This is a genomic window from Actinomycetota bacterium (genome assembly GCA_041658565.1).
GTDB lineage: Bacteria > Actinomycetota > AC-67 > AC-67 > AC-67 > JBAZZY01.
Genome location: JBAZZY010000019.1, coordinates 24490 through 49697 on the forward strand (window position 1 = coordinate 24490; position 25208 = coordinate 49697).

Below are 25208 nucleotides of genomic sequence, written 5' to 3' on the forward strand. Positions count from 1 at the left end.
CCTGCTACAGGTTGCTAAAGGTACAGCCCGGTGCCGCCGTCCATACGATTGCTTGCCACGGCGTGCACATCGCGTTCGCGCAACAAGATGTAGTCCTCGCCGCGGATCTCTACCTCGAGTCCGCCGTCGGGCAAGTGCAACACTTGATCGCCCGTCTCGATGGCACGCACGTTCGGGCCGACGGCAACAACCTGGGACCACACGCACCGCTTGTTGACGCTCTGCGCCGTCGCAGGGATGAGCAAGCCGCCTTTGGACTGGCGCTCGCCTTCCGCCTCCTTGCGCACCAAGACCCGGTCGCTCGTCATCCGAACGGATTGCCCGAAGTCGTCGCTCTGAACTGCTCTAATGTCGGCCATCTCACACCCAGGATACCGCTTGGTCGGTTAGCCTTGTCGGCCGTGACACTCATCCAAGGTCCCGACTGCGCACTGTGGGTCGAAGTAATCGGCCGTGGAACCCCGGTGACTGTATTCGCCCACGGCGTGACGGGCTCAACCGCGGACCTGGCGCCGCTTGCCGCGCGCACGCCGGGAACGCGGGTGCTGTTCGATCTGCGCGGCCACGGCCGCAGCGAGTGCCCTGCCGAGGATGCCGGGTACGGGCACGACGCGATGCGGCGCGACCTCGAAGCCGTCGCGTCCCTGTACGGGGCGACTCGCGCGTTCGGGATTTCGGTCGGCGCCGGAGCGATCCTTTCACTCGTCGCCGACAACCCCGAGCGCTTCGAGCGCGCGGCGTTGTTCATGCCTGCACGAATCGATCGCAAGAGTCCCGCAGTTTCCTTCGGCCCCCTGGCCGACGATCTGGAGACCCTTCCCCTCGAAGAAGTCGCCAAGCGGGCACTCGCCTCGGCGGAACATTCGCCCTTGCTGACCAGGCGCCCGTACTGGCGAATGATCGTTCGCGATCGGATCATGCGGATGAACTCGACGGGGGTCCCCCGAGCGATTCGGGCCTACGCCACAGGCGAACCCCCCCTCTACGACGCCGCGGCGCTCAAGGCCGTTCGCGCACCCTTTCTGGTCACGGGACACGAAGGCGATCCCATTCACGATGCCGAGATCGCTCGACGGCTGTGCCGCATCCTTCCCGACGCCCAGTTGGAAATCTGGCCGGAGACGCTGGCCATGTACGACGATCTGGAAGGGTTCGCTTCGATGATCGGTGCGTTCCTCGGAGCTTAGTGTGCCGTTTTTCCGCTTCGTACGATTCGACGGTTTGCGCGTCGAACCCTGGGAGGATTCTCCGGACGTATGGGGAAATTGATAGGTAAAGAGCCGGTTCCATACGTCCGAAAGAAGGCGGAGATCGGACCGCTGCTGTTGCGCGCCAGACGAATGGCGACACTCGCACTCCTCGCCGTAGCCGCAACGTCGATACCGACGCCGGCTTTGGCTTCACTTGGGGCGCCTTCTATCGACACGCCTGCGAACGGAACATGGGGCAACGCCGCGATCACCCGTGTTGCGGGATCGGTTCCCGGCGACGCAACGCTGGTTCGCGTGACCGAGGGGACTTCGGTGCTCGCCGACACCGGCATCGCGGGCGGTCGTTGGACGACTGACATTCCCTTTGCCGACGGGACGCACACGATCTCTGCGATCGCGCGCGACGCGTCCGGCGCCTGGAGCAGCCCCTCGTCGCAGGTCACCTTCTTCGTAGATACGGCAACACCCCTCGCACCCGTGATCACGCAACCGAGCGCGGGATCGTCCGTGCCCTACTCCTCGGTAACCATCGAGGGAACATCCGAGCCGCGCGCGCGCATCCAGGTCTCGATCGACCCGAGCGCGGTCGTCGAGACCACGGCCCTCGCGAACGGAACGTGGAGCGTCACCCGCAGCCTTGCGGACGCGAACTACTCGGCGCGCGCGCGCGCCACCGACGCTGCGGGAAACCAAAGCAGCGCGTCCGGCGCCGTCGCGTTCGCGGTCGACACAACTCCTCCGACGGCCCCCACGGTGTCGACTCCCGCGCAAGGCAGTTCCACCGGCACAACCACCGTCGAAGTGACCGGGCGCGCGGAACCAGGTAGCGCCGTAACGATCTACGAGGCGAACGCCCTCCAGACGGTGACTGCGGGCGAGGGCGGAACCTGGAATGTCACGCTGAACTTCGCCGAAGGCATGCACCGGATCTTCGCGCGCGCGCGTGACGCTGCCGGCAACATCGGATCGCAGTCCTCGACAATCACGTTCACGGTCGACCTGACACCACCGGAGCCCCCACGAATCGAGTCCCCTCAAGAGGGTGAGATCGTCTCGCCATCGACAGCCGTCGTCCACGGAGTGGCCGAACCGGGAGCGACGGTACTCGTGATCCGCAACAACATCGTCTCGGCAATCACAGCTGCCGGGGTCGACGGACGCTGGAGCGTGCGCATCGAAGCCGGCTCCGGCATTGCCTCCGTCATGGCGCGCGCGCGCGACGCGGCAGGCAACCTCGGCGCCGTATCGGAGCCGCGCGCGTTCGTCGTCGACGCCGATCCCCCCGTCGTGTCGATCTCGACGTCGGATGAAACCTTCTTCACTCCGCTTCAGCCGGTCCGGATCACCGGAGGAGCGCAGGACAACTTCGGCGTTCAGTCCATCACGCTCGACTTCATCGACATGGCGGGACGGGGGGTCGCATCCCGCACGGTTTCGTGTGCGGGATGCCCCTTCGCGAGCCTGGTTTCCTGGGAGACGCGTTTCGCCCCGACGGGTCGCTACATCGTCAAGGCTTGGGCTCTCGACCGCGTAGGCAATCGCTCTGCGCCGGCAACCATCACGATCACGAACCTGACGGTGAGCTTGTGAGGCAAGGATCCGGGAACGAACCCGCGGGACGCAGAACCCGTGCGCGCGCCGGCGCGCGGAAACTCCTGCCGGTAAAAACGACAAACAGGAACTCACTCCTTCTCGCAAACGCCTTGAGCGTCCACCGAAGAGGATTTCGCGCGCGCGCGGTGGTCGTCACTGTTCTGGCGTTGATGCTCCCCGGGGTTCCCGCGCACGCCGTCAACGAGCCGATGCTGGAGTCGTCGACTCCCAGACAAGATGCATCCGCGCGTTCGGAAGACGTGCCGGTGCTAAGCGCGACATTCGACCGCGACCTGACGATGCCCCCTTCCACGTTTGTGTTGCGCAATGCCTCCGGCAACCGCGTGAGCGGAAACACCTACCTGTCGGGTTCGGAGTCGGCGATCGGACGCACCGACTCGATTTCGTTCCGTCCGGCCAATCCACTCGACGAAGCGCTGAGCCCTTATCGCGCGGCGATTCACGCTTGTCCCTACGTCCCGGGGGACTGCACCAACGTGTCGATCCTGTTCGCGATCGACGACACGCCCCCTGCCGCACCGGTGGTGTCGCATCCGTCGGACGGCCAAACCATCAGTGACCAGATCGTTGTAGTTCAAGGCAGCGCGGAACCCGGCGCGCGCCTGACGGTCTTGGAAAACGACGAAGTACTCGCTCTCGGACGCGCCGACACGGCCGGCTCTTTCGTCGTAGAACTCCCCTATGGCAACGAGGACGGCGTCGAGCACGCCATCATCGTCCACGCCGTCGACAAAGCCGGAAACACGAGCCCCGAATCCGGGACGATCACGTTCCTGCACGACAGCATGGTGCATCCCCCGCTGATCACCGCCCCCACGGATGGAGCGATTCTCAACACGTCGGCCGTCACGATGACGGGAACGGCGAAGCCCGGCAGCACCGTGAGCATCGCCGAAGGTTCCTCGATTCAACCCGCAGGAACGGCCGATAACCAAGGGCGCTGGTCGGCTACGCTGACCTTCGCCGAGGGCGCGCATGTCGTGACGGCATCCTCCTTCGACGGTCGCGAAACCGACGGTCCATCTCTGTCACGCACGTTCACGGTCGACCTCACCGCCCCGGGTGCGCCAATCGTCGCGACTCCCGTCGAAGGCGACTTCGTCTCGTCGCCGGCCGTGGAGGTTTCGGGAACCGCGGAACCGATGTCGACCATTCGCGTGCGCGACAACGGCTCGCTTCGAGCGACGGTCGCGGCGAACCACTCCGGAGAGTGGAGCGCCTCGATCCAGTTCACAGACGGACCCCGATCGCTTTCGATCACCGCCACCGATGTCGCCGGGAACACCGGAGCGCCGGCCGCGCGATCGTTCACGGTCGACACTATCGCGCCGCCACCGCCGGTCATCTCCTCCCCGCAAGATGGGGACTTTCTTAACCAGCACACAGTGGCCTTCTCTGGAACCGCGGAAGACGGCGCGCGCGTCCGGCTGTTCGAAGGTCAAAACCTGGTCGGAACCACGCTTGCAGACGGCGCGGGATCCTGGTCGGCCACAGCGAGCTTCCCCGACGGCGCACACAGCATCATGGCCATCACCGTCGACACCGCCGGGAACGCAAGCGCTCCGTCGATGCGGACGTCCTTCACCGTCGACACCATCGCACCCGCGCCCGCACTGATCACCTCGCCATCGGCGGGAAACACGCTAAACGCTGCCTCGATCCTGGTTGCCGGAAACGCCGAGTCGGGATCAACGGTCGTCATCCGCGAACAGACCGCGATAATCGGGCAGACCTACGCCAACGGCGCCGGGGACTGGGCGCTCGCCATTTCCTTTACAGACGGAGGGCACACGATCGTCGCGATCGCAATCGACGCCGCCGGAAACGCGGCCGTCCCCTCGACTCCGCGCTCTTTCACGATCAATCGACCGGCCGACTACACGGCACCGGATCCGCCCGCGATCACGGCCCCATCGATCGGGTCGACGCAACCGGGATTCGTCACCTTCCGCGGCACCGCTGAACCCGGCGTGGTCGTTCGCGTCTACCAAGGGTCCGCCCTCGTCGGCACAGCGGCCGCCGGCGGCTCGTCGGGCGAATGGACCTTCGGTCAGACGCTGTCCGAGGGTGCGCACTCGGTCCGTGCGGTTGCGTTCGACGCAGCAGGAAACGCCAGCGGCACGACCCCCTGGCGCAACTTCTTCGTCGATGCGACTCGCCCCATCGTCGCCGTCGACGGGAGCGGCACCGTCCTCGTGACACCCCTGGACGATCCAGCGGTGACTGGGACTGCGACCGACAACCACGGCATCAGCCGTATCGAACTGGAGATCGACAACGCGATCACCGGTGTGCGCGCGCGCACCGTCACGGCCTCTTCGTGTCCCGAATGCCCGGGGACGCCGGTCACGTGGCGCGCGCTGCTTTCGCTACCACCCGGCGTCTACACCGTACGAGCCTACGCGGTGGACCTCGCGGGAAACCGGTCGAGACCGGCATCCACCACTCTGATCGCCATCTGAATCGGCAGGAGTTCCTCCCCGATACATCCGTGAGCTTCGTCAAGGCCCCGTGGCCGATCTCACCTCGGACATTGCGGCAAAACGGGGCGCCACATCGTCCCCTTCGATGACTGATGTCACGACACGGCAGGAGTTCGCACCAAAAGCGGCGAAAAGCCTTTAGGTCGGAACATTCTCTCCGGCGAATTCGGGCGTGGAGATCGCTCGCCGGCGCGAGCCAGCCAGGAGGTCGACGCGATCGGCACGAGAACAACCGGAACGCGCACAATGCGCGGCGTCATGATCATGTCGGCGGGCGCCTTGTTCCTCGCTTCGCTGGGACCCCTCGCCGCCCATGGAGCCACCGCGGCACCCGTCATAGACGCCCCGGCTGAAAACGCGCTCGTTCGTGGCGTCTTTGCAGTTTCGGGCACCGCCACGCCGGCGTCATACGTTGAGGTGTATGAGGGTGCCGTTCGCATCGGACGGACCCAAGCGAACGCGCGCGGAGCCTGGCGCACCGACGTCGGACTCAACAGCGGAGAGCGCCTGATCACCGCGCGCGCGCTGGACGGGACCGAGGTCCCAAGTCCGTCGACGACACCGCGCACCATCTTCGTGGACGCTCAGCGGCCGTCGGTAGAAATCACAACGCCCGACGAATCGACGTTCTCAACTGCTACGAATGCCGCCACCATCACCGGAACGGCCACCGACCAAGGTCCGACCGAGTCGGCAGGAGTCAAGGCCGTCGAGCTTAAGTACTTCGAATCAACCAGCAGGCTATTGGTTCGTACGGAAATGGCGACCTGCAGCCCTGCCTGCCCCGTCCCTTCGGTGAAGTGGATAACAAACGTCGGCCTGTTCGCCGGCGCGTATCGCGTTGAAGTCCGTGCGATCGACAGCGCGGGAAACCGGTCTAAGCCGGCGACCATCTCGTTCACACAAGCCGGGGCGACGCAGGTCGAGGCATCGTGCACCGGAACTGCGACCCTGGCAGACGGTGGATCGTGCTCAGAGGTGTTCCTGGTCAACGGCTCCCGCTACGTCTCGACGATCGGCACGAGCGCCGATCTTGTCGATTTCGATGCGCGCGGCACACTGACCCTCAATTGGTTCGACGCCTCGGGGAATCTCGTCGTCGCATTCGGTTGCACCGGCACCGGACTGCCCGTCGAGGGCGCCACGCGAGTCGGACTATGCACCCAGCACGGGCCGGCGCGAAGCGAATACACGCCCGGATTGCAGACGCTGGTCGTTACCGCGTCCCTCACCGACTGTCCGGCGGAGTCCTGCGCGTTCCACGGACGCCTCCGGCTCGCCGCCGATACGGACTTGATCTAGAGACTCGCGTCGCCGGCTGCCGGACACCAGGACCCGCCGCAATCCCAAATCAAGCCAAAACGGAACAACCTGGGTAGGTAGTGCCTCGTGGGCAGGAAATGGCTACCCGAACAGGGAATCTCCCTCGTTGGCGGGTATTCCGCCTATTGGTTTATAGACGTTGCAAGCAGGCGTGCTTCGTGCGGATACGGGCTCGCAACCCGGAAACCGGATTCGCAGCGACGCCAGTGGAGGAGAACACGATGCTCAAGCGAGTGAAGCTAGGCGCACGTTCGCTGACGCTTGTCGTCTGCCTCACGACGGCAGTCGGTGCCGTTGGGGTGATGCCTGCGTACGCCGCAGAAGCCGCTCCGACGGTACACCTCGAGGACGGCAACGGCGACAACTGGTTGAACGCCGCCGAGATCAGCGCAGGGCTCTATGTGAACGGTACCTACAGCACGACGGCCGGCATCACGCACGTCGTCGCCGACGTTGCGGTGGCGACCGCCCCGACCTGCGCGAACTCAACCCAACTCCTTCCATATAAGATCGTCGCAGCCGGCGGCACCGGGACCTTCCACATCGGTCCCTTTGACGCGACCGGTCTCGAAGAAGGCGCCTACCTGTGCGGGCGCGCGCGCGTCTCGGATCACGGAGGAGCGCCCTGGAACGGCGATCTTGGGATTTCGGACAACGTCGCACAAAAGGACACCGTCATCTTTACTCCGTCGGTCGTCATCGACACGGACCCGATCACGGGGTCCAACGTCACCGCCGTGTCTATCAGCGTCACCGGCGGCAACGGCGACACAGCGGCCCTGTCGCTGACCGACTCGGGCACCGGTTCGATCGTCAGCACCGTTGCGTTGACCGGAAGCGCCGTCACCGTGAGCAAGAACGCCTCTTCGCTCGCCGACGGAACCATCACCGCGACGGTCCGCTCCACCGACCCCGCAGGCAACACCAGCAGCACCGCGAGCGACGCAGCATCCAAGGACACCGTCAGTCCCGATGGAACCGTTTACTTCGGGGACTCGGATCAGTTCGTCGGTCCTGCCGAGATCCAGGCGCAGAGCGTCCCGGTCGGCTGGAAGGAGAACGCCGGGGCGAGCGCGGCGTCGGCCGAGGTGTGGTTCGAGGACGCCGCAGGCAACATGCCGACGGCCAACTGCGGACGCTGGTCGGTGACGCCCACCAACGTCTCCACGATCAACACCACCTGTATGAACGCGCTCCCCGAAGGGATCTTCTACTTCAAGGGGCAGTGGAAAGACGCCGTGGGTAACCTCGGCGCCATCGCAAAGGCATCCCACATCAAGGACACGACTGCACCGAGCGCGCCGACCGTTGGTGCCCCCGTCATCGGACCCGGCAACACGGCTGCGGTCCCAGTTTCGGGCGTGGCCGAGGCCGGTAGTTCCGTCACAGTCACCGCATCGCAGGGACCCACCACGGCCACCGGATCAGGGACCGCAGGCCCCAGCGGCGCATACGCAGTCACGGTGAACGCCTCGGCGTTCACCGACGGAGGCGTCGTGCTGTCGGCCGTGGCAACCGACCCCGCAGGCAACACGAGCCCGGCGGGAACCGGGACAACAACCAAGGACACCGTGGCTCCGGTTGCACCGACCAGCGTCGCGTTCGTCGGCACGGTCGCCCAGGGCAACGCCGGCGCAGCCGAGATCAACGTCGAAGGCGAAGCAGGCACGCGGGCGAACGTGTCGGTCGATGACACCAACCCGGCAACCTTGCCGGTGACCGGTTCGGGAACACTGACCGGCGGCAAGGCCACCATCAAGTTGAATCTCTCCGGCCTGACCGACGGAACGCTGACCGCAAGGGCGACGTTGACCGACGCCGGGGGCAACACCGGCCCGGCGAGGTCGGGGACGGCACTCAAGGACACCGTCGGCCCCGCGGCTCCCTCGATCTCTTCTCCGGACGGCGGGAGCCTGCAGCGGGGGTCGTTCACGGTCTCAGGCCTGGCCGAGGCGAACGCGCGCGTGGAACTGGTCAAAGCCGGAGGAACCGAGGTCGTAGGTAGCGGTTCGTCGAGCCCAACCGGCAATTGGACGATCGGAGTGAAGCTCGCTTCGGGCACGCACGCGCTGCGGGCACGAGCGCGCGACGACGACTACAACGCCGGTGCGCTTTCGGCCGAACGCATCTTCGATGTCGACGCCGACCTGCCGACGGTCACGATCGACACGCCGAACTACAGCCTGTTCACTCCGGGTGTGCCGGCAGTCCTCACTGGGGCCGCCGCGGATAAGCCGGCGACGGTGATCGGAAGCGTGTTCGCAGTTGAGATCACGGCCTTCGATGTCCGCGGCGAGGCCGTCCTTCAACGGAACGCAGTCTGCGAGGACTGCCCGGTCAAGACCAGTGTCGAGTGGAGCTTCGACGCGGCAGCTCTGCCGTCCGGCTTCTACACCGTGGAAGCGGTGGCCATCGACGGCGCCGGGAACCGCTCGGCGCAGCCGGCCAGGACCAGCTTCTTCAAGATCTGATCCTATCGATCTCGAGTGAGGGGGCCACGCGGCCCCCTCACTTCGTTTCCGGAGCCGCCCGCCGAATTGGATGCCGACGGCATCCAATCGAAGCGAGGGGCCGTAGACGTTAAGTCGTCTTGACGATCAGGACGTTGCAGGGCGCGTGATGCGACACCTTGTTCGGAACGCTGCCCAGCAAGAAGCGCTTCGCGCCCGACATCCCCTTGTTTCCGATCACGATGAGATCCGACCGGTCGCTCTCGGCAACCTCCAGGATCTTGTCGGCCGGATCTCCCGAGACCGTAAGCGTGCGAACGTCGCCGTGCTCGTCGCGAACTTTCGACAAGACGGTCTCGCCCTCGAAAGCATCGCCCACGTGTAGAACCGTGATCTTCGCTCCAAGGGCTCCAGCAATCCCCACGCCCATGCGAACGGCGCGTTGCGCCGTCGCGGAACCGTCGGTGGCAACCAGGATGTTCGTGTACATGCAGTCCTCGTCTACTCGTCGGTCGTGTGCACGATCAGCACATGACAAGGGGCATGGTGCGAGACGGCGTTCGGAACACTGCCGAGCAAGAACCGCTTTGCGCTTGTCATGCCCTTGTTCCCGACGACGATCAGGTCCGCACTCTCGGCCTCGGCAACCTCGATGATCGCGTCGGCGGCGCTGCCTTCCCGCGCGATGGTTCGCATCTTGACCTGCGACCCGTAGCGCTTCTCGACGTCCTCAAGGAGGCCGGCCGCGACCTCCGACCCCGGGAAGCCTTGAGCGTCGGCAAGCGGCGGCGGAGCCTCCCGCGGCGTCGAATACGCGCTGACCGCAATCAGTTCAGCGCCGAAGGTCTTGCACAGCTCCGCAGCGTGTCGAACCGCTGCGGCCGCGGTTCCCGATCCATCCGTGCCGACGACGATCCTTTGGAACATCGCTTCCCCCTCGTCTGGGCGGCGCTACAAAGACGCACCCGGAACGATAACGGGTGAAAGCAGGCGAAGCCAGCCTTAGCCGAGAAGGACGGCCTTGGCGGGGCCGGTGTCGGTTCCCGGCGGCAGGGCGGCAATGATGTCGCGCGCGCGATCGAAGGCTTCGGCGGCTTCGTCGTGACGCCGCTGCGCGTCGAGGATGCGAGCGAGCAACGCAAGCGCGCGCACCTTGCGGTAGCTCCAGTCGGTCTCCTCCAACGCCGCCAGCGCTCCACGCAGCGTCTGCTCGGCCAAGTTCGCATCCCCGACCTCGAGTTGCGTGGCGGCCAGCGCGCACTCGGCGCGAATGCGCGCGATCGTTCGCTCTCCGGCCAACTCCACAGCCTCGGCGGCGGCGGCGGCGGCGGCGTGGATGTCACCGCGCTCGGCCTCGATCTCGGCCAGCAATGCCCGGCACCACGACGGTGAAATCAACCCGATGTTCTCGCGTCCACCGCCGGCGCGAAGCAACTCGCGCGCTTCGTCGAGCTTTCCGCGCGCCTGCAAGACGCGCGCGCGCAGCCACACTACGCCCGAACTCCCCGACCAAAGTCGCCCGAGTTCGCCGCGCTCGGCCAAAGCGTCCAGCGCCGACTCCACCTCGTCGATGCGTCCCTCTTCAAACGCGAGCCACGTCCGAGCGAACCACCACTGGCCCTCGTAGAAGGGATCGCCGAACGAGCGAGCCGCACGCGCGCCCTCCTCGGCAGCCGCGCGCGCGTCCCCGAGGCGCCTGCCGAGCATCGCCGAGATGAACAGCGGATAACGCCCGAGCGCCAGGACCCAAGCCGCCGATTGCCCGGCTCCGATCGCGGCGCGCGCGCCGGCCTCGGCTTCGGCAAAGTGCGCGCGCAGGACGCTGACGTAGGCCAACAAGATCCGCTGCAAATCCAGCGCGAAACCAACGTTGCGCGCGTACTCGGTGGAGTGAACGCGCAACTGGTGCTCGAGTCGCTCCGCGATCTCTCCGGCACGCCCGACCTCGCCGCGCAGCAGCAGGACCCAGCCCCCGATGCCGACACACCAGCCGACACCTTCCTCGTCGCCCATGTCGGCGAACACGCGCTCTCCGTCTTGCAGGTAGGCAAGCGCCTCGTCGCCCTTCCCCATCAGCATGCTCGCCCAGCCGAGGTTCTGTAGCGCCCAGCCCTCGCCGCGGCGATCACCGAGCGCGCGATAGCGCTCCAGTGCGTCGCCGAACCACTTCTCCGACGAAGACCACTGGCCCTCGGCCATCGCGAGCAGTCCCTGCGAGCGCAAGCCCTCAGCCTCCTCGCGCTGGTCGCCGACCAGTCTTGCGATTTCCCAGGCCTTCTGGATCGGCTCACGCGCGCCCTCGAAGTCCCCGCGCATACGCAGCGAATCGCCGAGCAGACGCAGCGCGCGGCCCTCGGTCGCGCGGTCCCCCAGCCGGCGCGCGGCCGCCAAGGCTTCCTTGATGCTCTCCTCCGCAGCCTCGTGCTGCCAGATCGCCACGAGCGACTCCGCCAGACGGATGCGCAGAGACAGGCGATCGGCGTCGCTCTTGGCGAACGCGAGCGCGCGCTGGAAGAACCCGCGCGCCGCTCCCGAGGCATCCTTGCCGAGGGCCTCCTCGCCAGAGCGCAGCAAGTACTCGTGCGCCTTGATCTCGGCCCCCGACTGCTCGCTGCCGACCTCGCGTGCGGCGAGGGCGGCGCTCTCGTAGTGGTAGGCGATCAAGTCGGAGAACTCGCGCTCCTTGCCGGCGGTACGCACGACTTCCTCAAGCCAGGCGCCGACGTCGGCATGCTGGCGCGCGCGCACATGCTTGGGAACCGAGTTGTAGGACACCTCGCGGACCAACGTCTGGCGAAACCGATACCCGTGGTCGCCCGGCAACACGACCCCTTCGAACGGCTCGATGAACTCCTTGGCGACTAACGACTCGACGGCATCCTCTCCGTCTTCGGCCGAACGCAGGCGGCGCAGAGCTCCGAGCCAGAACTGCTCTCCGACGACGGCGGCGTCTTGCAGCAAACGCTTTTCGTCGGGCGCAAGCGAATCCAGGCGCGCGGCCACCAGCGCCTGCACCGAGATCGGAACCGCCACGTCGGGGCCCGCCTCGGGCCGGTCCACCAGCAGGTGCGCCAACTCCTCCAGGTAGAAGGGGTTCCCGCCGGCGCGGTCGAGCACGCTCTCGCGTAGCGCCGCGCCGAGTCCGGACGCCAAGCCGTCCAACATCTCGCCGGCCCGGTCGCGCGGCAGCGGATCGAGTTGCACGACCACTGAGCCAACCCCGCCCAACCACCTCGGCTTCCGGTCGAGCAGTCTGGGGCGAGCCAAGCACAACGTCAGGATGGGTGCGGCTTGTGAGCGCTGCAACTCGGCCACCCAGTCCAGCACTGCGTCCTCGGCCCAATGCATCTCGTGAAAAGACAGCACGAGCGTCCCCTCGCGATCGGCGACGGCGGTGAGGATCTTCCGCGCGGACTCCAGCAAGGGGTGGGCGACGCCCGCAGGAGCTGCCCCTGGTCCGGCGACCGTGTCGCGCACAGGCACCGAACCACCGAGTCCAAGAAGCGCCATCGCGCGCTCGGTCTCGGCCCCGAGTCCAAGGTCCTCCAGGCGCGCGCGCAGCACTTCTCGCGCCTGTTCGGCCGGCATGCCGGCGTCCAAGCGCAGCGCCTCACGCACCATTTCCTCGAGCGCAAACGCCGGCGACGCGGTGCCGTAAGGCAGCGAGCGCCCCCGCAGAACCCGCGTCCCGGCCGCCTCGGCAACGCGCGCGAACTCCGCGCAGACGCGGCTCTTGCCCATTCCGGCCTCTCCAACGAGCGTCGCCACGATCGGACGGCGGTCGCGGCGCACCATTCCGGCGAGCGCTTCGAGCAGTGCGAGTTCCTCCTCGCGCCCGATCAGCGGCGACGGCCGTCCGGCGCGGTGGCCGGGCAACCCGCGCTCAGAGACGGCCTCCCAAACCGTTACCGGCAGCCGCTTCCCCTTCGCAGTGACTTGCCCGACCTCGAGGTACTCGATTGCCTGACGCGAGGCCTCGTAGGTCCACTCTCCAACCAACACCTGTCCGGGATCCGCCGCCTCCTCGATCCGGCGCGCGGTGTTCACCGCATCGCCCAGGACCGTGTAGGTGTCGCTACCGCCGACGAACCCGGCGACGACCTCTCCGGTGTTCAAACCGATATGCATGCGCAACGGGAAACCCCGCTCGCGCTCCAGTATCTCGGACTCGGCGTCCAGCGTCCGGCGAATCTCCAAGGCGGCGCGCACGGCGCGTTCGGCGTCGTCTTCGTGTGCGACCGGCGCCCCGAACACGGCCATGATCTCGTCGCCGATGACGTTGTCCACCCGGCCGCCAAAACGCTCGATGATCTCCGACACCTGATCGAACGTGCGGTCCACGATCGCCTTGACTTCTTCAGCGTCGCGACGCTCACTCAACTCGGTGAAACCGGCAACGTCGCCGAACAAGACCGTCACTATCCGGCGCTCCTCGCGCGGTTGCGCCGTCAGGGGGGCGCCGCACGTGCCGCAGTAGCGTGCGGTCGCCGCCGAGGCTGCCGAACATCTCGGGCAGATCAGCGTGTCGTGCGCCATGTTCCGTCCCGCTCCTCCACCGCGCCTTCGCGGTGCAACTTCTCGAGGTGCGCGCGCACGCTGAGCGCCGCGGCACCATACAGCGCCGGATCATATGCGGCGTAGATGCGCCTCACCATTGCGGTGATCGAACCATCTCCGGCTTCGATCGCCGCCAGCACTTCGGCCTCCCGCTCATGGCGATGCCGCATGTAGTAGTCGAGCACCGCCGCGGCGTCTTCGACGACCGGGCCGTGCCCGGGGTAAAGCCGGACGGGCGCCGCGGCGCGAATGCGCTCAAGCGAGTCCAGGTACGAAGCCATGTCTCCCTCGGGATGAGCAATGACGGTAGTGCCGTGCCCAAGCACATGATCTCCGGTGAAGACCGCGCGCTCATCATCCAGAAGGAAACAAAGGTGATCGGCAGCGTGCCCCGGCGTATGCATCGCGACGAGCGTCACCTCGTCGGCCCGGATCCGGTCCCCGTCGGCGATGGCTTCGGCGTCTTGGGCCGTTCCAGTGAACGCCCCAAGCGGCGCTGCGGCCATCGCGGCCAACCGCTGCGCCCCCTGGGCGTGATCTTGGTGCCAGTGGGTGAGCAGTACCAGCGATGGCGACCCGGCCGCCTCCAAGACGCACTCCAGATGACCGCCGAGGTCGGGACCGGGATCAATCACGACGGGCGCGCGCGCGCCGACGATGTAGGTGTTCGTGCCCTCCAGCGTCATCGCAGATGGGTTGGGAGCCGTCACGACACGAACCACCGGCGAAAGACGCACGACCCTCGACGGCCGGCCGGGGTCAATCACGGCGCGTGCGAGGTGCCGTCGGGCATCAAGATCCGCCCCTCGCCGTTCTCGATGACAACCAGCGGCAACACCGGTTCGGCCGGGCGACCGACCGCGGCGTCGAACACCTCCTGCGCCGTTGAGAACTCCGCGAGGGACTCCAGGATCTTGCGCGTCGGGAAGATGATCGAGAACTCGCCGGCAAGCGCGCGCCGGACGGCGTCGTCGGGACGCACCCAAGCGCTCGCCGTGGTCTCGATATCGTCGTGCAGCGGTACCTGGCCCTCGGGCATCACGGCAACGAAGAAGCGTGTGTCGTAGCGCCGAGGTGACATCGTCGGGGTTATCCAGCGAGCCCAGAACCGCAACGCGTCCGCCGCGAAGCGAACCCCTGCACGGCGCGCGCCCTCTGCGGGATCAACCTCGCCGGCCTGCAGCGCGCGCCGGTACGCGCGCCAGCGATCGGCCTCGGCCGGGTCGAGTCGAACCGGGCGGCCCTGCCCGTCGTGCGCGAGCAAGATCCCGGCCTCCTCGAAGGTCTCGCGAATCGCGCACAGCACGAGCGCGCGGGCCCGGTCTTCGTCGGCCTCCCCCATCTCGCGTGCCGCGGCGGACGACCAGCCGTCGGTGTGCGCGGCCAGCTCCGGCGAGGAGTCGCCCACATCGAGCGTTCCGCCGGGAAACACGTACGCGCCGCCGGCGAAGTCGCTGCGCAGGTGGCGCTCGAGCATGAACACCTCGAGCCCGGATGCGCCGTCGCGCACGACGATGACGGTCGCGGAGTCGCGCGGGACCGCAGGTTCGCCCGGCGGCTCAACCGGCAGAACGAACGAAGGTCGGTCCGGTCGATTCATCCCCCGTATGTTCGCAGAGGATCGGGCTGGGACCCAACCCGACGTGGGGCGCGCGCCGACCGTCCGGTCGGAAGCCGGCCTGAGGTCGGTTCCCGCATTCGGCGATGCGGCGGATATCCTTGCCGGACCGAGTGAGCCCGCGAACCCAGGAGAGACCATGGATTTTTCCATCCCAACCGAACTTGAAGAAGTTCGCTCCTCCTTCAAGTCGTTCCTCGACCGCGAAGTGCGCCCTGTGGAAGAGCGCTTTCGTTCACAACTGCAAGAGGACGAGTGGACGGACGAGATGCGCGCCGAGGGGATGCGCTTGCGCAAGAAGTCGGCCGAGATCGGCTACTACGGCGCGCACCTTCCGGAGTCGGTCGGCGGATGGGGGCTGTCAACGCTCGGCTACACCTTGCTCGTCGAGGCGCTGGCGCAAAGCGGCATGCGCTTCGCCACCTACGTGCTCGGTCCGCCGAACCCTGAAGCTCCGACCAGACTGCTGCTGGAAGCGTCGCCGGAATTGCAGAAGAAGTACCTCGTCCCGCTGGTCAAGGCCGAGACCACCATGTGCTTCGCGCTGACCGAGCCCGACGCCGGATCCGACGCGCAGGCCATCCGTACTCGCGCGGTGCGCGACGGCGACCACTTCGTGCTGAACGGACGCAAGCACTTCATCACCAACGGCGCGAACGCCGACTTCGCGATCGTGTTCGCGGTCACCGACGCCGAGAAGCGCGCAAACGGCGGCATTACAGCGTTTATCGTGGACAAGGGAACGCCCGGCTTCTTGGTCGGCAAGAAGCAGAAGACGATGGCCGGCGAGACAAACCAGGTCGAATTGATCTTCGAGGACTGCCGAGTGCCGGCGTCAAACATCCTGGGCACCGAGGGCTTCGGGTTCTACGCCGCGATGAAGTTCCTGAACTCCGGGCGCGCATTCATCGGCGCGATGTGCCTGGGTCTCGCCGACTACTGCGTGCGCGTATCGGTTGAATACGCAAATGACCGCCAGACCTTCGGGAAGCCGATCGGCAAGTATCAGGCGATCCAGTGGATGCTGGCCGACTCCGCCGTCGAGATCGAGTCCGCGCGATGGATGACCTATCACCTCGCGTGGATGGTCGATCAGGGGCTCGAGCCGATGCGAGAGTCCTCGATGGTCAAGCTCTACAACACCGAGATGGTGAACCGCGTCGCCGACCGGGCGGTGCAAATCTTCGGCGGAGCCGGGTACCTGGCCGAGGGGCCGGTCGAGCGCATCTATCGCTTCGTGCGCATGTTCCGCATCGTCGAGGGAACCAGCGAGATCCAGCGCTTGGTGATCGCGCGAACGATGGGATTGTAAGTGTCGAGCGTCCGACGCCGGATCGCGACCATCGTCGAGGAACATCTCGACGAGATTCTCGACCGAACGATGGACGCGTTCGACGCCGAACTGCCGTCGGTCGCCAACGCGACCCAGGCCGAACGGCACGGCGTGCGCGAAAGCGTGCGCCGTGCCGTTCTTGCTTTTCTCACCCTGTATGCGGAACCCGAATCGTCTGCGCGCGAGCAGTTGGCGCGCGCCCGTGTTGCAACCGTGGACCGGGCCGGGGAGTCATTCGACCTGGAAGACATCGTCGCCATGCTCCGATTGTCGAAACACGTGGTGTTTCAGACCGCGCGCGCGCTGGTGGACGCCGAGTTGGGCGACGCTCCCGAGCGCGACAACGAAGTCCGCAAAGCGCTGGAGGCCTTCCTCGACGAACTGGCGCAGACTGCAGAGTTGCCCCTTCCGCGCGCGGACGCCGTCACGTCGATGCTGGCGTCCTTCGAAGACGAGGATCCCGACTTCGCGTAGGCGTGACCGCGTAGCATGGTCGCGTGCGACGCACGGAGGAACTCCAGACCATCCCGCAAGTGGATCGCCTCTTGCGGGAGATCCCCGAACTCGCCGGTGCGGGGCATGCAGTAGCGCGGTGGATCGTGCGCAACGCGGTTGATGCGGCGCGCGCGCGCGCGATGCGAGGCGAGGTGGTCGGTGACGTGCGCGATGCGGTCTTGGACTCCGTGCGCGCATTGGGACACCGCGGCATGCGACGGGTAATCAACGCAACCGGGGTCGTGCTTCACACCAACCTCGGACGCGCGCCTTTGTCGCGCGCGGCCGTCGCAGCAGTTGTTGAGGCAGCCGGAGCCGCCACCGTCGAGTTCGACCTTGAGACGGGGGAACGCGCGCGGCGCGCGCCGGTCGCCGCGATGCTCGCCGCCGCGCTATGCGACGCCGAGGACGCGCTCATCGTGAACAACAACGCAGCGGCGCTCATGCTCTCGCTCGCCGCCATCGCGCGTGGGCGCGAAGTCCTCGTCGGACGCGGCGAACTGATCGAGATCGGTGGAGAATTCCGCCTGCCCGACATCATGGAAGCCTCGGGCGCCGTGCTACGCGAGGTCGGTACAACCAACCGCACCCACCTGCGCGACTACCAGCGCGCCATCGCAGACACGACCGCGGCGATTCTCAAGGTTCACCCGTCCAACTACCAAGTCACCGGCTTCACGACGTCGCCTTCGACTGAAGAACTCGCAGAAATCGCGCGCGGCCGTGAAATCCCGCTGCTCTACGACACCGGCAGCGGACTGCTCGCCCCGGACCCCGCCTTCCCCGACGAGCCCGACGCGCGCAGCGCACTCGCGGCCGGTGCGGACTTGGTGTGCTTCTCGGGCGACAAACTCCTCGGCGGACCACAAGCGGGAATCCTGGTTGGATCGAGTTCGCTGATCGACCAGTGCCGGCGTCATCCGATCGCGCGCGCGGTGCGCGCCGACAAACTCACCCTGGCGGCCATGGAAGCCACGTTGTGGGCGCGCGCGCGCGGCGAGGTCCTGCCGGTGCAAGCAATGCTCACGCTGGAACCCTCGCAGATCGAGGCGCGCGCGCGCGTCGTGATCGCCGGACTCCAAGGCATCGAGATCGTCTCCGGGGTGAGCGTTCCCGGCGGCGGATCCACGCCGGGACAAACTCTGCCGACCTCGCTCATCGCGGTGCCTGCGCGTGATCCGGTTGCATTCGCAGCGGCCTTGCGCGCGCAGGAACCGCCGGTGATCGCTCGCATCGAGGGCGGATCCGTCGTGCTGGATCTGCGCACCGTGGACCCGTCCGACGACGACGCGGTTGCCGCCGCGCTGGCGCGCGCACTGTAGCGATGCACGTTCTGGCAACCGCCGGCCACGTCGATCACGGCAAGTCCACCTTGATCGAGCGCCTCACCGGAATCGACCCCGATCGCCTCGCCGAAGAGAAGGCGCGCGGCATGACCATCGACCTCGGCTTCGCGTGGCTCACGCTGCCGTCGGGCCGCGAAGTTGGGATCGTGGACGTGCCCGGCCACGAACGCTTCGTTCACACCATGCTCGCCGGCGCCGGTCCCGTGGACGCCGCGCTGTTCGTGGTCGCCGCCAACGAAGGCTGGAAGCCGCAGTCCGAGGAACACCTGGCGATCCTGGACCTGCTCGGCGCGCGCCACGCAGTCGTCGCCCTCACCAAGTCCGACCTCGTTGACCCAGCCGACCTGGAATCAGCAAGCGACGCAGTGCGCGCGCACCTTTCCGGAACGACCCTGCACGACAGTCCCATCGTGAGCGTCTCGGCGACAACCGGCGACGGAATCCCCGAACTGCTGGCCGAAATCGACACTATGCTCGACGAAGCCGGAGACCCTGACGATGCCGGGCGCGCGCGCGTCTGGGTGGATCGCTCCTTCTCCATCAAGGGCGCCGGCACCGTCGTAACCGGCACGCTGACGGGAGGAACCCTGCGCGTAGACGACACCGTCGAAGTGCTGCCCAAAGGATCGCGCGCGCGCATCCGAGGGATCCAGACGCACAAGGCCGCGCGCGCCAAAGCCTCGCCGGTGAGCAGGGTCGCACTCAACCTCGGCGGACTGGACCGACATCAAATCGCGCGCGGTGACGCGATCGTGGCGCCGGGACGGTGGCGAACGACCACCACCCTGGACGTGCGCCTGCGCGCGGTGCGCGCGCTGGATCATCCGTTGGAAGCGCGCGGCGCCTTCAAGGCACACATCGGCACGGCCGAGGTCGACGCGCGCCTCGCGTGGTTCGGAATCAAAGCGCTGCACGCGGGCGAAGAAGGTCTCGCGCGCCTGACGCTCGCCGAACCGGTCGCCGCCGGACCTTTGGACCGCGTCGTGCTGCGCGACACCGGAAGACGCGCCACCGTTGCCGGAGGAGTCGTGCTCGACGCGCACCCCCCGGCCGCGCGCGCCGAGGCCCGTGCCGCGCAACTCGCCGCGCGCGCGGCCGCCGCGCCGCACGAACTTCCCCGCCTGGCGGTGGAAGAACGCGGCGTGGTTGCGCGCGCCGACCTGGCATGGCTCGCGGCGACCGAAGAGCCTCCACCCGGCGCGCGCGCGCTCGGCGACTTCGTGGTGTCCCAGGCACGCTTCGACGAACTCACCACCGCGATCGCAAACGCGCTGGCCGAGTTCCACGCCCGCGAACCCCTCGCCGCCGGCATGCCGCGCGAAGACGCGCGCGCCGCTGCCGGAATCGAAGATCCCCGCCTGTTCGCCGGACTGCTCGATGCCTTGGCCGGAAACATCACGCAGACCGGCCCACTGCTGCGCGCCGCGTCGCACCAAGTCCGTCTGGATCCCGTGCAAGAAAAGGCCCGCGCCGAACTTCTCCGCGAGATGGATGCGGCCGGCTTCGCTCCCCCCGCGCGCGCGGCCTTGGAGCAAACCTACGGCGCGAAACTTGTGCGCGCGCTCACCGATGCCGGGGACCTGATCAAGATCTCAAGCGAGATCGTGTTCACAGCGACCACGCTGGCGCGCGCGCGCGACGCGATCAAGACCGCCATCGAACGCGAAGGCCCACTCACCGCCTCACGAGTTCGAGAACTGCTCGGCACCAGCCGCAAGTACGCAATCCCGCTTCTGGAGTACCTCGACGCAACCGGCTTCACCCGCCGCCGCGACGACCTCCGCGACCTCGCGCGGTAGACCCACCCGTTCACCGGGACGGCGCAAGCAGAGTTTTCGTCCCGCCCGTCGGCTGAAAGTCACCCTCGAATCCCCGCGAACATCGATGCTGCTTCCCCGCGATCCGGTTGCACAGCAGCAACAAGGCGGAGAGTTTCTGGTGTCGGTTTGGCGACACCGATGACGCCGGGGCACCACCAGAACGCCGGCAACAGACAGCGCCGGGTGGATGTGACCTTCCGGGGATACGCAGGAATAGGCGCGAACCGCTCCAGTTGAACCGTAATACGTCTCGTATTACGGATCTGCCGTGACGCACCATGCCACCTATCGCGGAGTTCCCCTCGACGAGATCCGAATCCGCTCCGTTCGCCGGCCGAAGGATGTTGTCGCCTACATCCAGACAAGGTCCAAGAGACGAGCCAATGAAGAAACCGTACGCCCACGAGTCCCGCAGACAGGAAGCCGCGCGCCAGGACGCCATCGACCAGGATGGCGCGCTTGACGACCTTCCTCTCACGCCGCTCAGGCGGTATGCGAAAGAGCCTTCGCAGGTTTATGCGATTCGCATTCCCGCAAGCAGGCTTGAGGCAATCCGCCGGCTTGCCGAGCGTCGCGACGAGCAACCCACCGCACTCCTGAGGGAGTGGGTTCTCGAGCGCCTGGACGACGAGTTGAACGCAGCCGAACGCGTGGGCGAAGCCTCTGCGCCTTACCTCGCGGCGCCCAAGATCAAAGGGAAGCGCGCCGCCTCTGCGATCAAACCCGACGCCAAGGCGAAGACACCCGACCTCCGCGACCTCGCGACCTGAGGAGACCCGGCTTCCGAGACGAGATGGCCACGCGCGCGCCGGACCCGGTGCGGTTCCATCTGACTCCGGATGTGGTGCCGATCGCGGTCTCGGCCGGCCTGAGGTCGGCGGGCCGCCCACGCAAAGGACCCACTATCGCCTGGAACTCGCGCCCGAAACCTGTCAGCATGAAGACTCGATTCGACAGGGGGGAGCCATGCCCACGAGCGTCGAGTTCGCCGGGATTCTCGCCGCACTCGCGGTCTTTGCCTTCACGCTCTTCTGGCCGGCCTACGACTGCACGCATCGAGATCCTGACGACTTCGCCGTGGGCACCGAGTCGTGGTGGCGCCTTGCTCTGCTCATCGGATTCCTGACGGGGGCTTTCCCGATCGTCGGCGGCGTCTACCTGTGGACTGTGGTCAGACCCGGCAAGCGCCGCGCGCGCGCCACTCAGTAGCTCGGCTGCCGACTCGCGCGCCGAGGACGCCTCCCCCGTAGGATCGACGTCGATGCGAACCTGGGTTCTCGCGCTCATCGTCGTGGCCGGCGTGTGGCTTGCGGCGATCGGCCTGCTCGCCCTCGTCGGACGGCCCCGTCAGGCGCGCGAGATCGCCGCCTTCATCCCGAACCTCGCGATGCTCTTCCGGGGTCTGATCCGCGACCCCGCCGTCCCACGTCACGTGAAGGTCCTGCTGGTGATCGCGGTGGCCTGGATCGCCTCCCCCATCGACCCGGTCCCGGAGTTCATCCCGGTGATCGGTACGCTCGACGACGCTCTTGTCGCGGTGCTCGCCATCCGCATCTCGCTTCGTCACGTGGACTCAAGCGTGCTCGCCTCTCACTGGCGCGGAGACCCCTCCACCTTGAACGCGTTGCTGCGCGCCGCCGGACGGAGGCTCGAGCCCTAACTTCGCACCTGCACCACGGCGTCCACCTCGACCGGAACGCCCAGAGGCAACTCCGCCACGCCGACGGCCGCGCGCGCGTGGCGGCCTGCGTCGCCGAACACCTCGACCATCAGGCAGACGGGCGCAGATGCTGGAGTCTAGGACCCCCGGCTATCCGCCAAACTGCTCGATGCCTTGGCCGGAAGCATGGAAAGCGAAGGTCCGCTCACAGCCTTACGAAATTCGAGAACTGCTCGGCATGAACCGAAAGTACAGCATCTGCTTGTACCTCGACCCAACCGGCTTCACCCGGTGCCGCGGCGATCTGCGCGACCTCACGAACCAAAGCAACGATTGCGCTCTAGGGATGTGGGCTGTTTGCACTTTCGACTGTGCTTTTGCACAGGAGAAGGGGTGCCGCAAGGCGAAGAATGCCGCGATGCAGCCTGGGGAGGGAGAGGCAATGACATTTCGCGCGCACGGTCGTCCGTGGGTGCTGTTGACCCTTGCGGTCTCGATGTTGGTCGCTGGAGGTGTTGCCTCTGCGGCACCCGGGGAGATCGCCACCTTTGCCGGAGGCTGGACCGGAGACGGAAGTCCCGCGGTGAAGGCAGTTCTTCGCGGACCCTCCGGTGTTGCCGTCGCCCCTGACGGCTCAGTCTTCATTGCCGACGCGGACACCAACCGCATTCGCAAGGTGGATCCCGCCGGGATCATGTCCACGGTCGCGGGAAACGGAAGTTCAGGCTTCTCCGGCGACGGCGGCCCGGCGACACAGGCGGGCCTTGACCCCACCGACGTCGCGGTCGCCCCCGACGGTTCGATCTTCATCGCCGACTCCGGCAACGACCGCATCCGCAAGGTGGACCCCGACGGAACCATCTCCACGGTCGCCGGCAACGAGAGTTGCTGCTTCTCCGGTGACGGTGGCCCCGCGACACAGGCGAACCTCAGCTACCCGCGTGGTGTCGCCGTCGCCCCTGACGGCTCCATCTTCATCGCCGACTACTACAACAGCCGCATCCGCAAGGTGGATCCCGCCGGCATCATCTCGACGGTCGCCGGCAACGGAAACGGGGACTTCTCCGGTGACGGTGGCCCCGCGACACAGGCGAGCCTCAGTTACCCGCGTGGTGTCGCCGTCGCCCCCGACGGCTCGATCTTCATCGCCGACTCCGGCAACTACCGAATCCGCAAGGTGGATCCCGACGGGACCATCTCGACGGTCGCGGGCAACGGAAGTTCAGGCTTCTCCGGTGACGGTGGCCCCGCGACACAGGCGAGCCTCAGCGAGCCGGAAGGTGTCGCCGTCGTCCCCGACGGCTCGATCTTCATCGCCGACTCCGGCAACTACCGCATCCGCAAGGTGGATCCCGACGGGACCATCTCCACGGTCGCGGGCAACGGAAGTTGCTGTTCCTTCTCCGGTGACGGTGGCCCGGCGAAGCAGGCGGGCCTCTACTACCCGGAAGGTGTCGCGGTCGCCCCCGACGGTTCGATCTTCATCGCCGACTACAACAACCACCGTATCCGCAAGGTGGATCCGAGCGGAAAGATATCGACGGTTGCGGGGGGGAGTTGGGTGGGCGCAGTTGCCCTGGAGTCGTCGCTTGATCGTCCGCAAGGCGTCACGGTTGCTCCCGACGGCTCAACCTATATCGCCGATACCGAGGACTACCGTGTTCTCCGGATCGCCCCCGACGGCAGCGCCGAGGTCGTGGCGGGCAATGGTCTCAAGTGCGAGTACTACTCGGAGTGCAAAGATGGTCCAGCAACTGAGGCCATGCTGCAGGACCCGACGGGAATCGCTGTCGATCCCGACGGTATCCCCTATATCGCCGACGGCTACCGGGTTCTCAAGGTCGAGAACGGCGAGATCAGCACAGTTGCCGGGAATGGATTGGGCGCTTCTACTGTGGTGGTTGATGGAAGTGCGGCGACGAGCGTGGCACTTCATGCCGATGATGTTGTCATCACTGACTTCGGCGTCCTCTACATCTCGGATTCCAACGCGGATCGCATCTACAAGGTTGTGAACGGTGCGATCTCCACCATTGCGGGAAGTGTTTGCCTGACCACCGGTCTTCCCACCCCAGTCGGCGACGGCATCCCCGCATCCACGTCGTCGCTCTGCGACCCGCGGGGTCTTGCCCTTGGTCCAGACGGATCCCTCTATGTCGCCGACTCGGGCAGCAACCGCATCCGCAAAGTGGATCCCGACGGGACCATCTCCACGGTCGCCGGTTCGGGAACTGCAGGCTTCTCCGGTGACGGTGCCGAGGCGGTTGTCGCGGATGTTTCTCATCCGCAAGGCGTCGCCGTCGCCCCCGACGGTTCGATCTTCATCGCCGACACCGGCAACCACTGTATCCGCAAGGTGAATCCCAAGGGGATCATCACATCGGTCGCAGGCACCGGCGCTCAAGGCTTCTCCGGTGACGGTGGCTCAGCAATCCGTGCGGCGCTTTCCTCACCGCGGACCATCGCGCTTGCGCCCGATGGCTCCTTCCTCATTGCGGACACGTACAACGATCGGATTCGTCGCGTGACGCCGGACACGGCCGACCGCCGCGGCCCCACGGTGGGTATCACGCCAACGCTGTGGTACACATCGCAAAGCGCAATCACCGGCGAGATCCTCGACGACGACTCCGGCGTCGCCACAGCTCGGGTGATCTTCTCTCCCGCATCGGGTCTTGCCAGGGGACACATGCTCTCCGGGGATGAACTCACATGTGATAGCGCGCGCACGCAGTGCTCTTTCAGTATCTCGCTCGCCGGTCTCTCGCCCGGCGTCTACGACGTGAGCGTCACCGCGCGCGACGTCGCGGGCAATCAGGGTGGGGCGACCAAGAAGATCGTGGTGGTGGGGTAGGAGCCGGTCGCAGGGCGCCGAGTCACGCGCGGCGATCTGCGCGACCTCTCTCCACGGTCAACACGGCAAGATCGGCAAACAGTGCGGGCGGATGGCGTGTGGGTCAATACGACGCATGATCGATCACCAACTCGGTCCACGTGGGCGCGGAGTCCTCAACCTGATGCGGACACGCGTTGCCTTCGCCGTCACTCCGGCGGCAGAACGGCTTGCCTTCATCCTCCACGAACACGCTGTAGGTTCCCGGAGCGAGACTCACTGCGAATCGGCCCCGCGCGTCCGAAGTCGTCGTGGCGACCGGAGGTACATCCGGCGCCTCCCCGCGCGCTAGGACGCTCCTGAAGTAATGCCCTCGGGTCGGCCGTTGAACGGGTAATGCCGCGTCGGCGCGGTCCTGGTGGGCGTTTGCGGCGATCAGATCCTTGAAATCGGTTGTCGGCTTCT

General features: G+C 66.7%; 20 protein-coding genes and 1 pseudogene. 13 read left to right on the top strand and 8 right to left on the bottom strand.

What is annotated here, in order from left to right:
* Window positions 1–14: 14 nt before the first annotated feature.
* Complete coding sequence (locus WDA27_10140) at window positions 15–359, bottom strand: co-chaperone GroES (protein MFA5891287.1); 345 nt, start codon at window positions 357–359, stop codon at window positions 15–17.
* A gap of 42 nt (window positions 360–401) precedes the next feature.
* On the opposite strand from WDA27_10140, the gene WDA27_10145 reads away from it, so the two are divergent.
* From WDA27_10145 to WDA27_10165, 5 genes are all read left to right on the top strand, one after another.
* A complete protein-coding gene (locus tag WDA27_10145) occupies window positions 402–1187 on the top strand; it encodes an alpha/beta hydrolase (GenBank protein ID MFA5891288.1) in 786 nt (261 codons plus the stop codon).
* Between the two features lie 69 nt (window positions 1188–1256).
* The gene (locus tag WDA27_10150) at window positions 1257–2801 is read left to right on the top strand and encodes an Ig-like domain-containing protein (protein ID MFA5891289.1); all 1545 of its coding nucleotides are present in this window, start codon (window positions 1257–1259) and stop codon (window positions 2799–2801) included.
* A gap of 149 nt (window positions 2802–2950) precedes the next feature.
* A complete protein-coding gene (locus tag WDA27_10155; protein ID MFA5891290.1) occupies window positions 2951–5287 on the top strand; it encodes an Ig-like domain-containing protein in 2337 nt (778 codons plus the stop codon).
* Between the two features lie 279 nt (window positions 5288–5566).
* On the top strand, window positions 5567–6610 hold the full coding sequence (locus tag WDA27_10160; protein MFA5891291.1) for a hypothetical protein: 1044 nt from the start codon (window positions 5567–5569) through the stop codon (window positions 6608–6610).
* 242 nt (window positions 6611–6852) lie between these two features.
* Complete coding sequence (locus WDA27_10165) at window positions 6853–9102, top strand: Ig-like domain-containing protein (protein MFA5891292.1); 2250 nt, start codon at window positions 6853–6855, stop codon at window positions 9100–9102.
* A 109-nt stretch (window positions 9103–9211) separates the two neighbouring features.
* Here the strand turns inward: WDA27_10165 and WDA27_10170 are convergent, their stop codons facing one another.
* From WDA27_10170 to WDA27_10190, 5 genes are all read right to left on the bottom strand, one after another.
* Window positions 9212–9571, bottom strand: coding sequence for a universal stress protein (locus WDA27_10170; protein MFA5891293.1), 360 nt, complete (start codon window positions 9569–9571; stop codon window positions 9212–9214).
* A gap of 11 nt (window positions 9572–9582) precedes the next feature.
* On the bottom strand, window positions 9583–10008 hold the full coding sequence (locus WDA27_10175) for a universal stress protein (protein MFA5891294.1): 426 nt from the start codon (window positions 10006–10008) through the stop codon (window positions 9583–9585).
* Window positions 10009–10083: 75 nt separating this feature from the next.
* On the bottom strand, window positions 10084–13617 hold the full coding sequence (locus WDA27_10180; GenBank protein ID MFA5891295.1) for an adenylate/guanylate cyclase domain-containing protein: 3534 nt from the start codon (window positions 13615–13617) through the stop codon (window positions 10084–10086).
* A complete protein-coding gene (locus tag WDA27_10185; GenBank protein ID MFA5891296.1) occupies window positions 13599–14375 on the bottom strand; it encodes an MBL fold metallo-hydrolase in 777 nt (258 codons plus the stop codon). The genes WDA27_10180 and WDA27_10185 overlap by 19 nt, the downstream gene beginning before the upstream one ends.
* Window positions 14376–14401: 26 nt before the next feature.
* On the bottom strand, window positions 14402–15238 hold the full coding sequence (locus WDA27_10190; GenBank protein MFA5891297.1) for an NUDIX hydrolase: 837 nt from the start codon (window positions 15236–15238) through the stop codon (window positions 14402–14404).
* 157 nt (window positions 15239–15395) lie between these two features.
* On the opposite strand from WDA27_10190, the gene WDA27_10195 reads away from it, so the two are divergent.
* The 7 genes from WDA27_10195 (at window position 15396) to WDA27_10225 (ending at window position 21910) form a co-directional block, all read left to right on the top strand.
* Complete coding sequence (locus WDA27_10195) at window positions 15396–16568, top strand: acyl-CoA dehydrogenase family protein (GenBank protein MFA5891298.1); 1173 nt, start codon at window positions 15396–15398, stop codon at window positions 16566–16568.
* The gene (locus WDA27_10200) at window positions 16569–17063 is read left to right on the top strand and encodes a hypothetical protein (GenBank protein MFA5891299.1); all 495 of its coding nucleotides are present in this window, start codon (window positions 16569–16571) and stop codon (window positions 17061–17063) included.
* A gap of 23 nt (window positions 17064–17086) precedes the next feature.
* Window positions 17087–18406 carry an L-seryl-tRNA(Sec) selenium transferase gene (selA, locus tag WDA27_10205; protein ID MFA5891300.1) on the top strand — a complete coding sequence of 440 codons (1320 nt, stop codon included), beginning with the start codon at window positions 17087–17089 and terminating at the stop codon, window positions 18404–18406.
* Between the two features lie 2 nt (window positions 18407–18408).
* Window positions 18409–20229 carry a selenocysteine-specific translation elongation factor gene (selB, locus tag WDA27_10210; protein MFA5891301.1) on the top strand — a complete coding sequence of 607 codons (1821 nt, stop codon included), beginning with the start codon at window positions 18409–18411 and terminating at the stop codon, window positions 20227–20229.
* A 404-nt stretch (window positions 20230–20633) separates the two neighbouring features.
* Complete coding sequence (locus WDA27_10215; protein MFA5891302.1) at window positions 20634–21020, top strand: hypothetical protein; 387 nt, start codon at window positions 20634–20636, stop codon at window positions 21018–21020.
* A gap of 196 nt (window positions 21021–21216) precedes the next feature.
* Window positions 21217–21459, top strand: coding sequence for a hypothetical protein (locus WDA27_10220; protein ID MFA5891303.1), 243 nt, complete (start codon window positions 21217–21219; stop codon window positions 21457–21459).
* A 52-nt stretch (window positions 21460–21511) separates the two neighbouring features.
* Window positions 21512–21910, top strand: coding sequence for a DUF1232 domain-containing protein (locus tag WDA27_10225; protein MFA5891304.1), 399 nt, complete (start codon window positions 21512–21514; stop codon window positions 21908–21910).
* Here the strand turns inward: WDA27_10225 and WDA27_10230 are convergent.
* Window positions 21907–22023, bottom strand: a pseudogene (locus tag WDA27_10230) (RidA family protein). The gene WDA27_10225 and the pseudogene WDA27_10230 sit on opposite strands and share 4 nt — an antisense overlap.
* A gap of 305 nt (window positions 22024–22328) precedes the next feature.
* On the opposite strand from WDA27_10230, the gene WDA27_10235 reads away from it, so the two are divergent.
* Entirely contained in the window at window positions 22329–24764 is a 2436-nt protein-coding gene (locus WDA27_10235; GenBank protein ID MFA5891305.1) for a hypothetical protein, read from the top strand.
* Window positions 24765–24867: 103 nt separating this feature from the next.
* Here the strand turns inward: WDA27_10235 and WDA27_10240 are convergent.
* The coding region (locus WDA27_10240; protein ID MFA5891306.1) for a hypothetical protein at window positions 24868–25208 on the bottom strand (341 nt) is incomplete at its 5' end.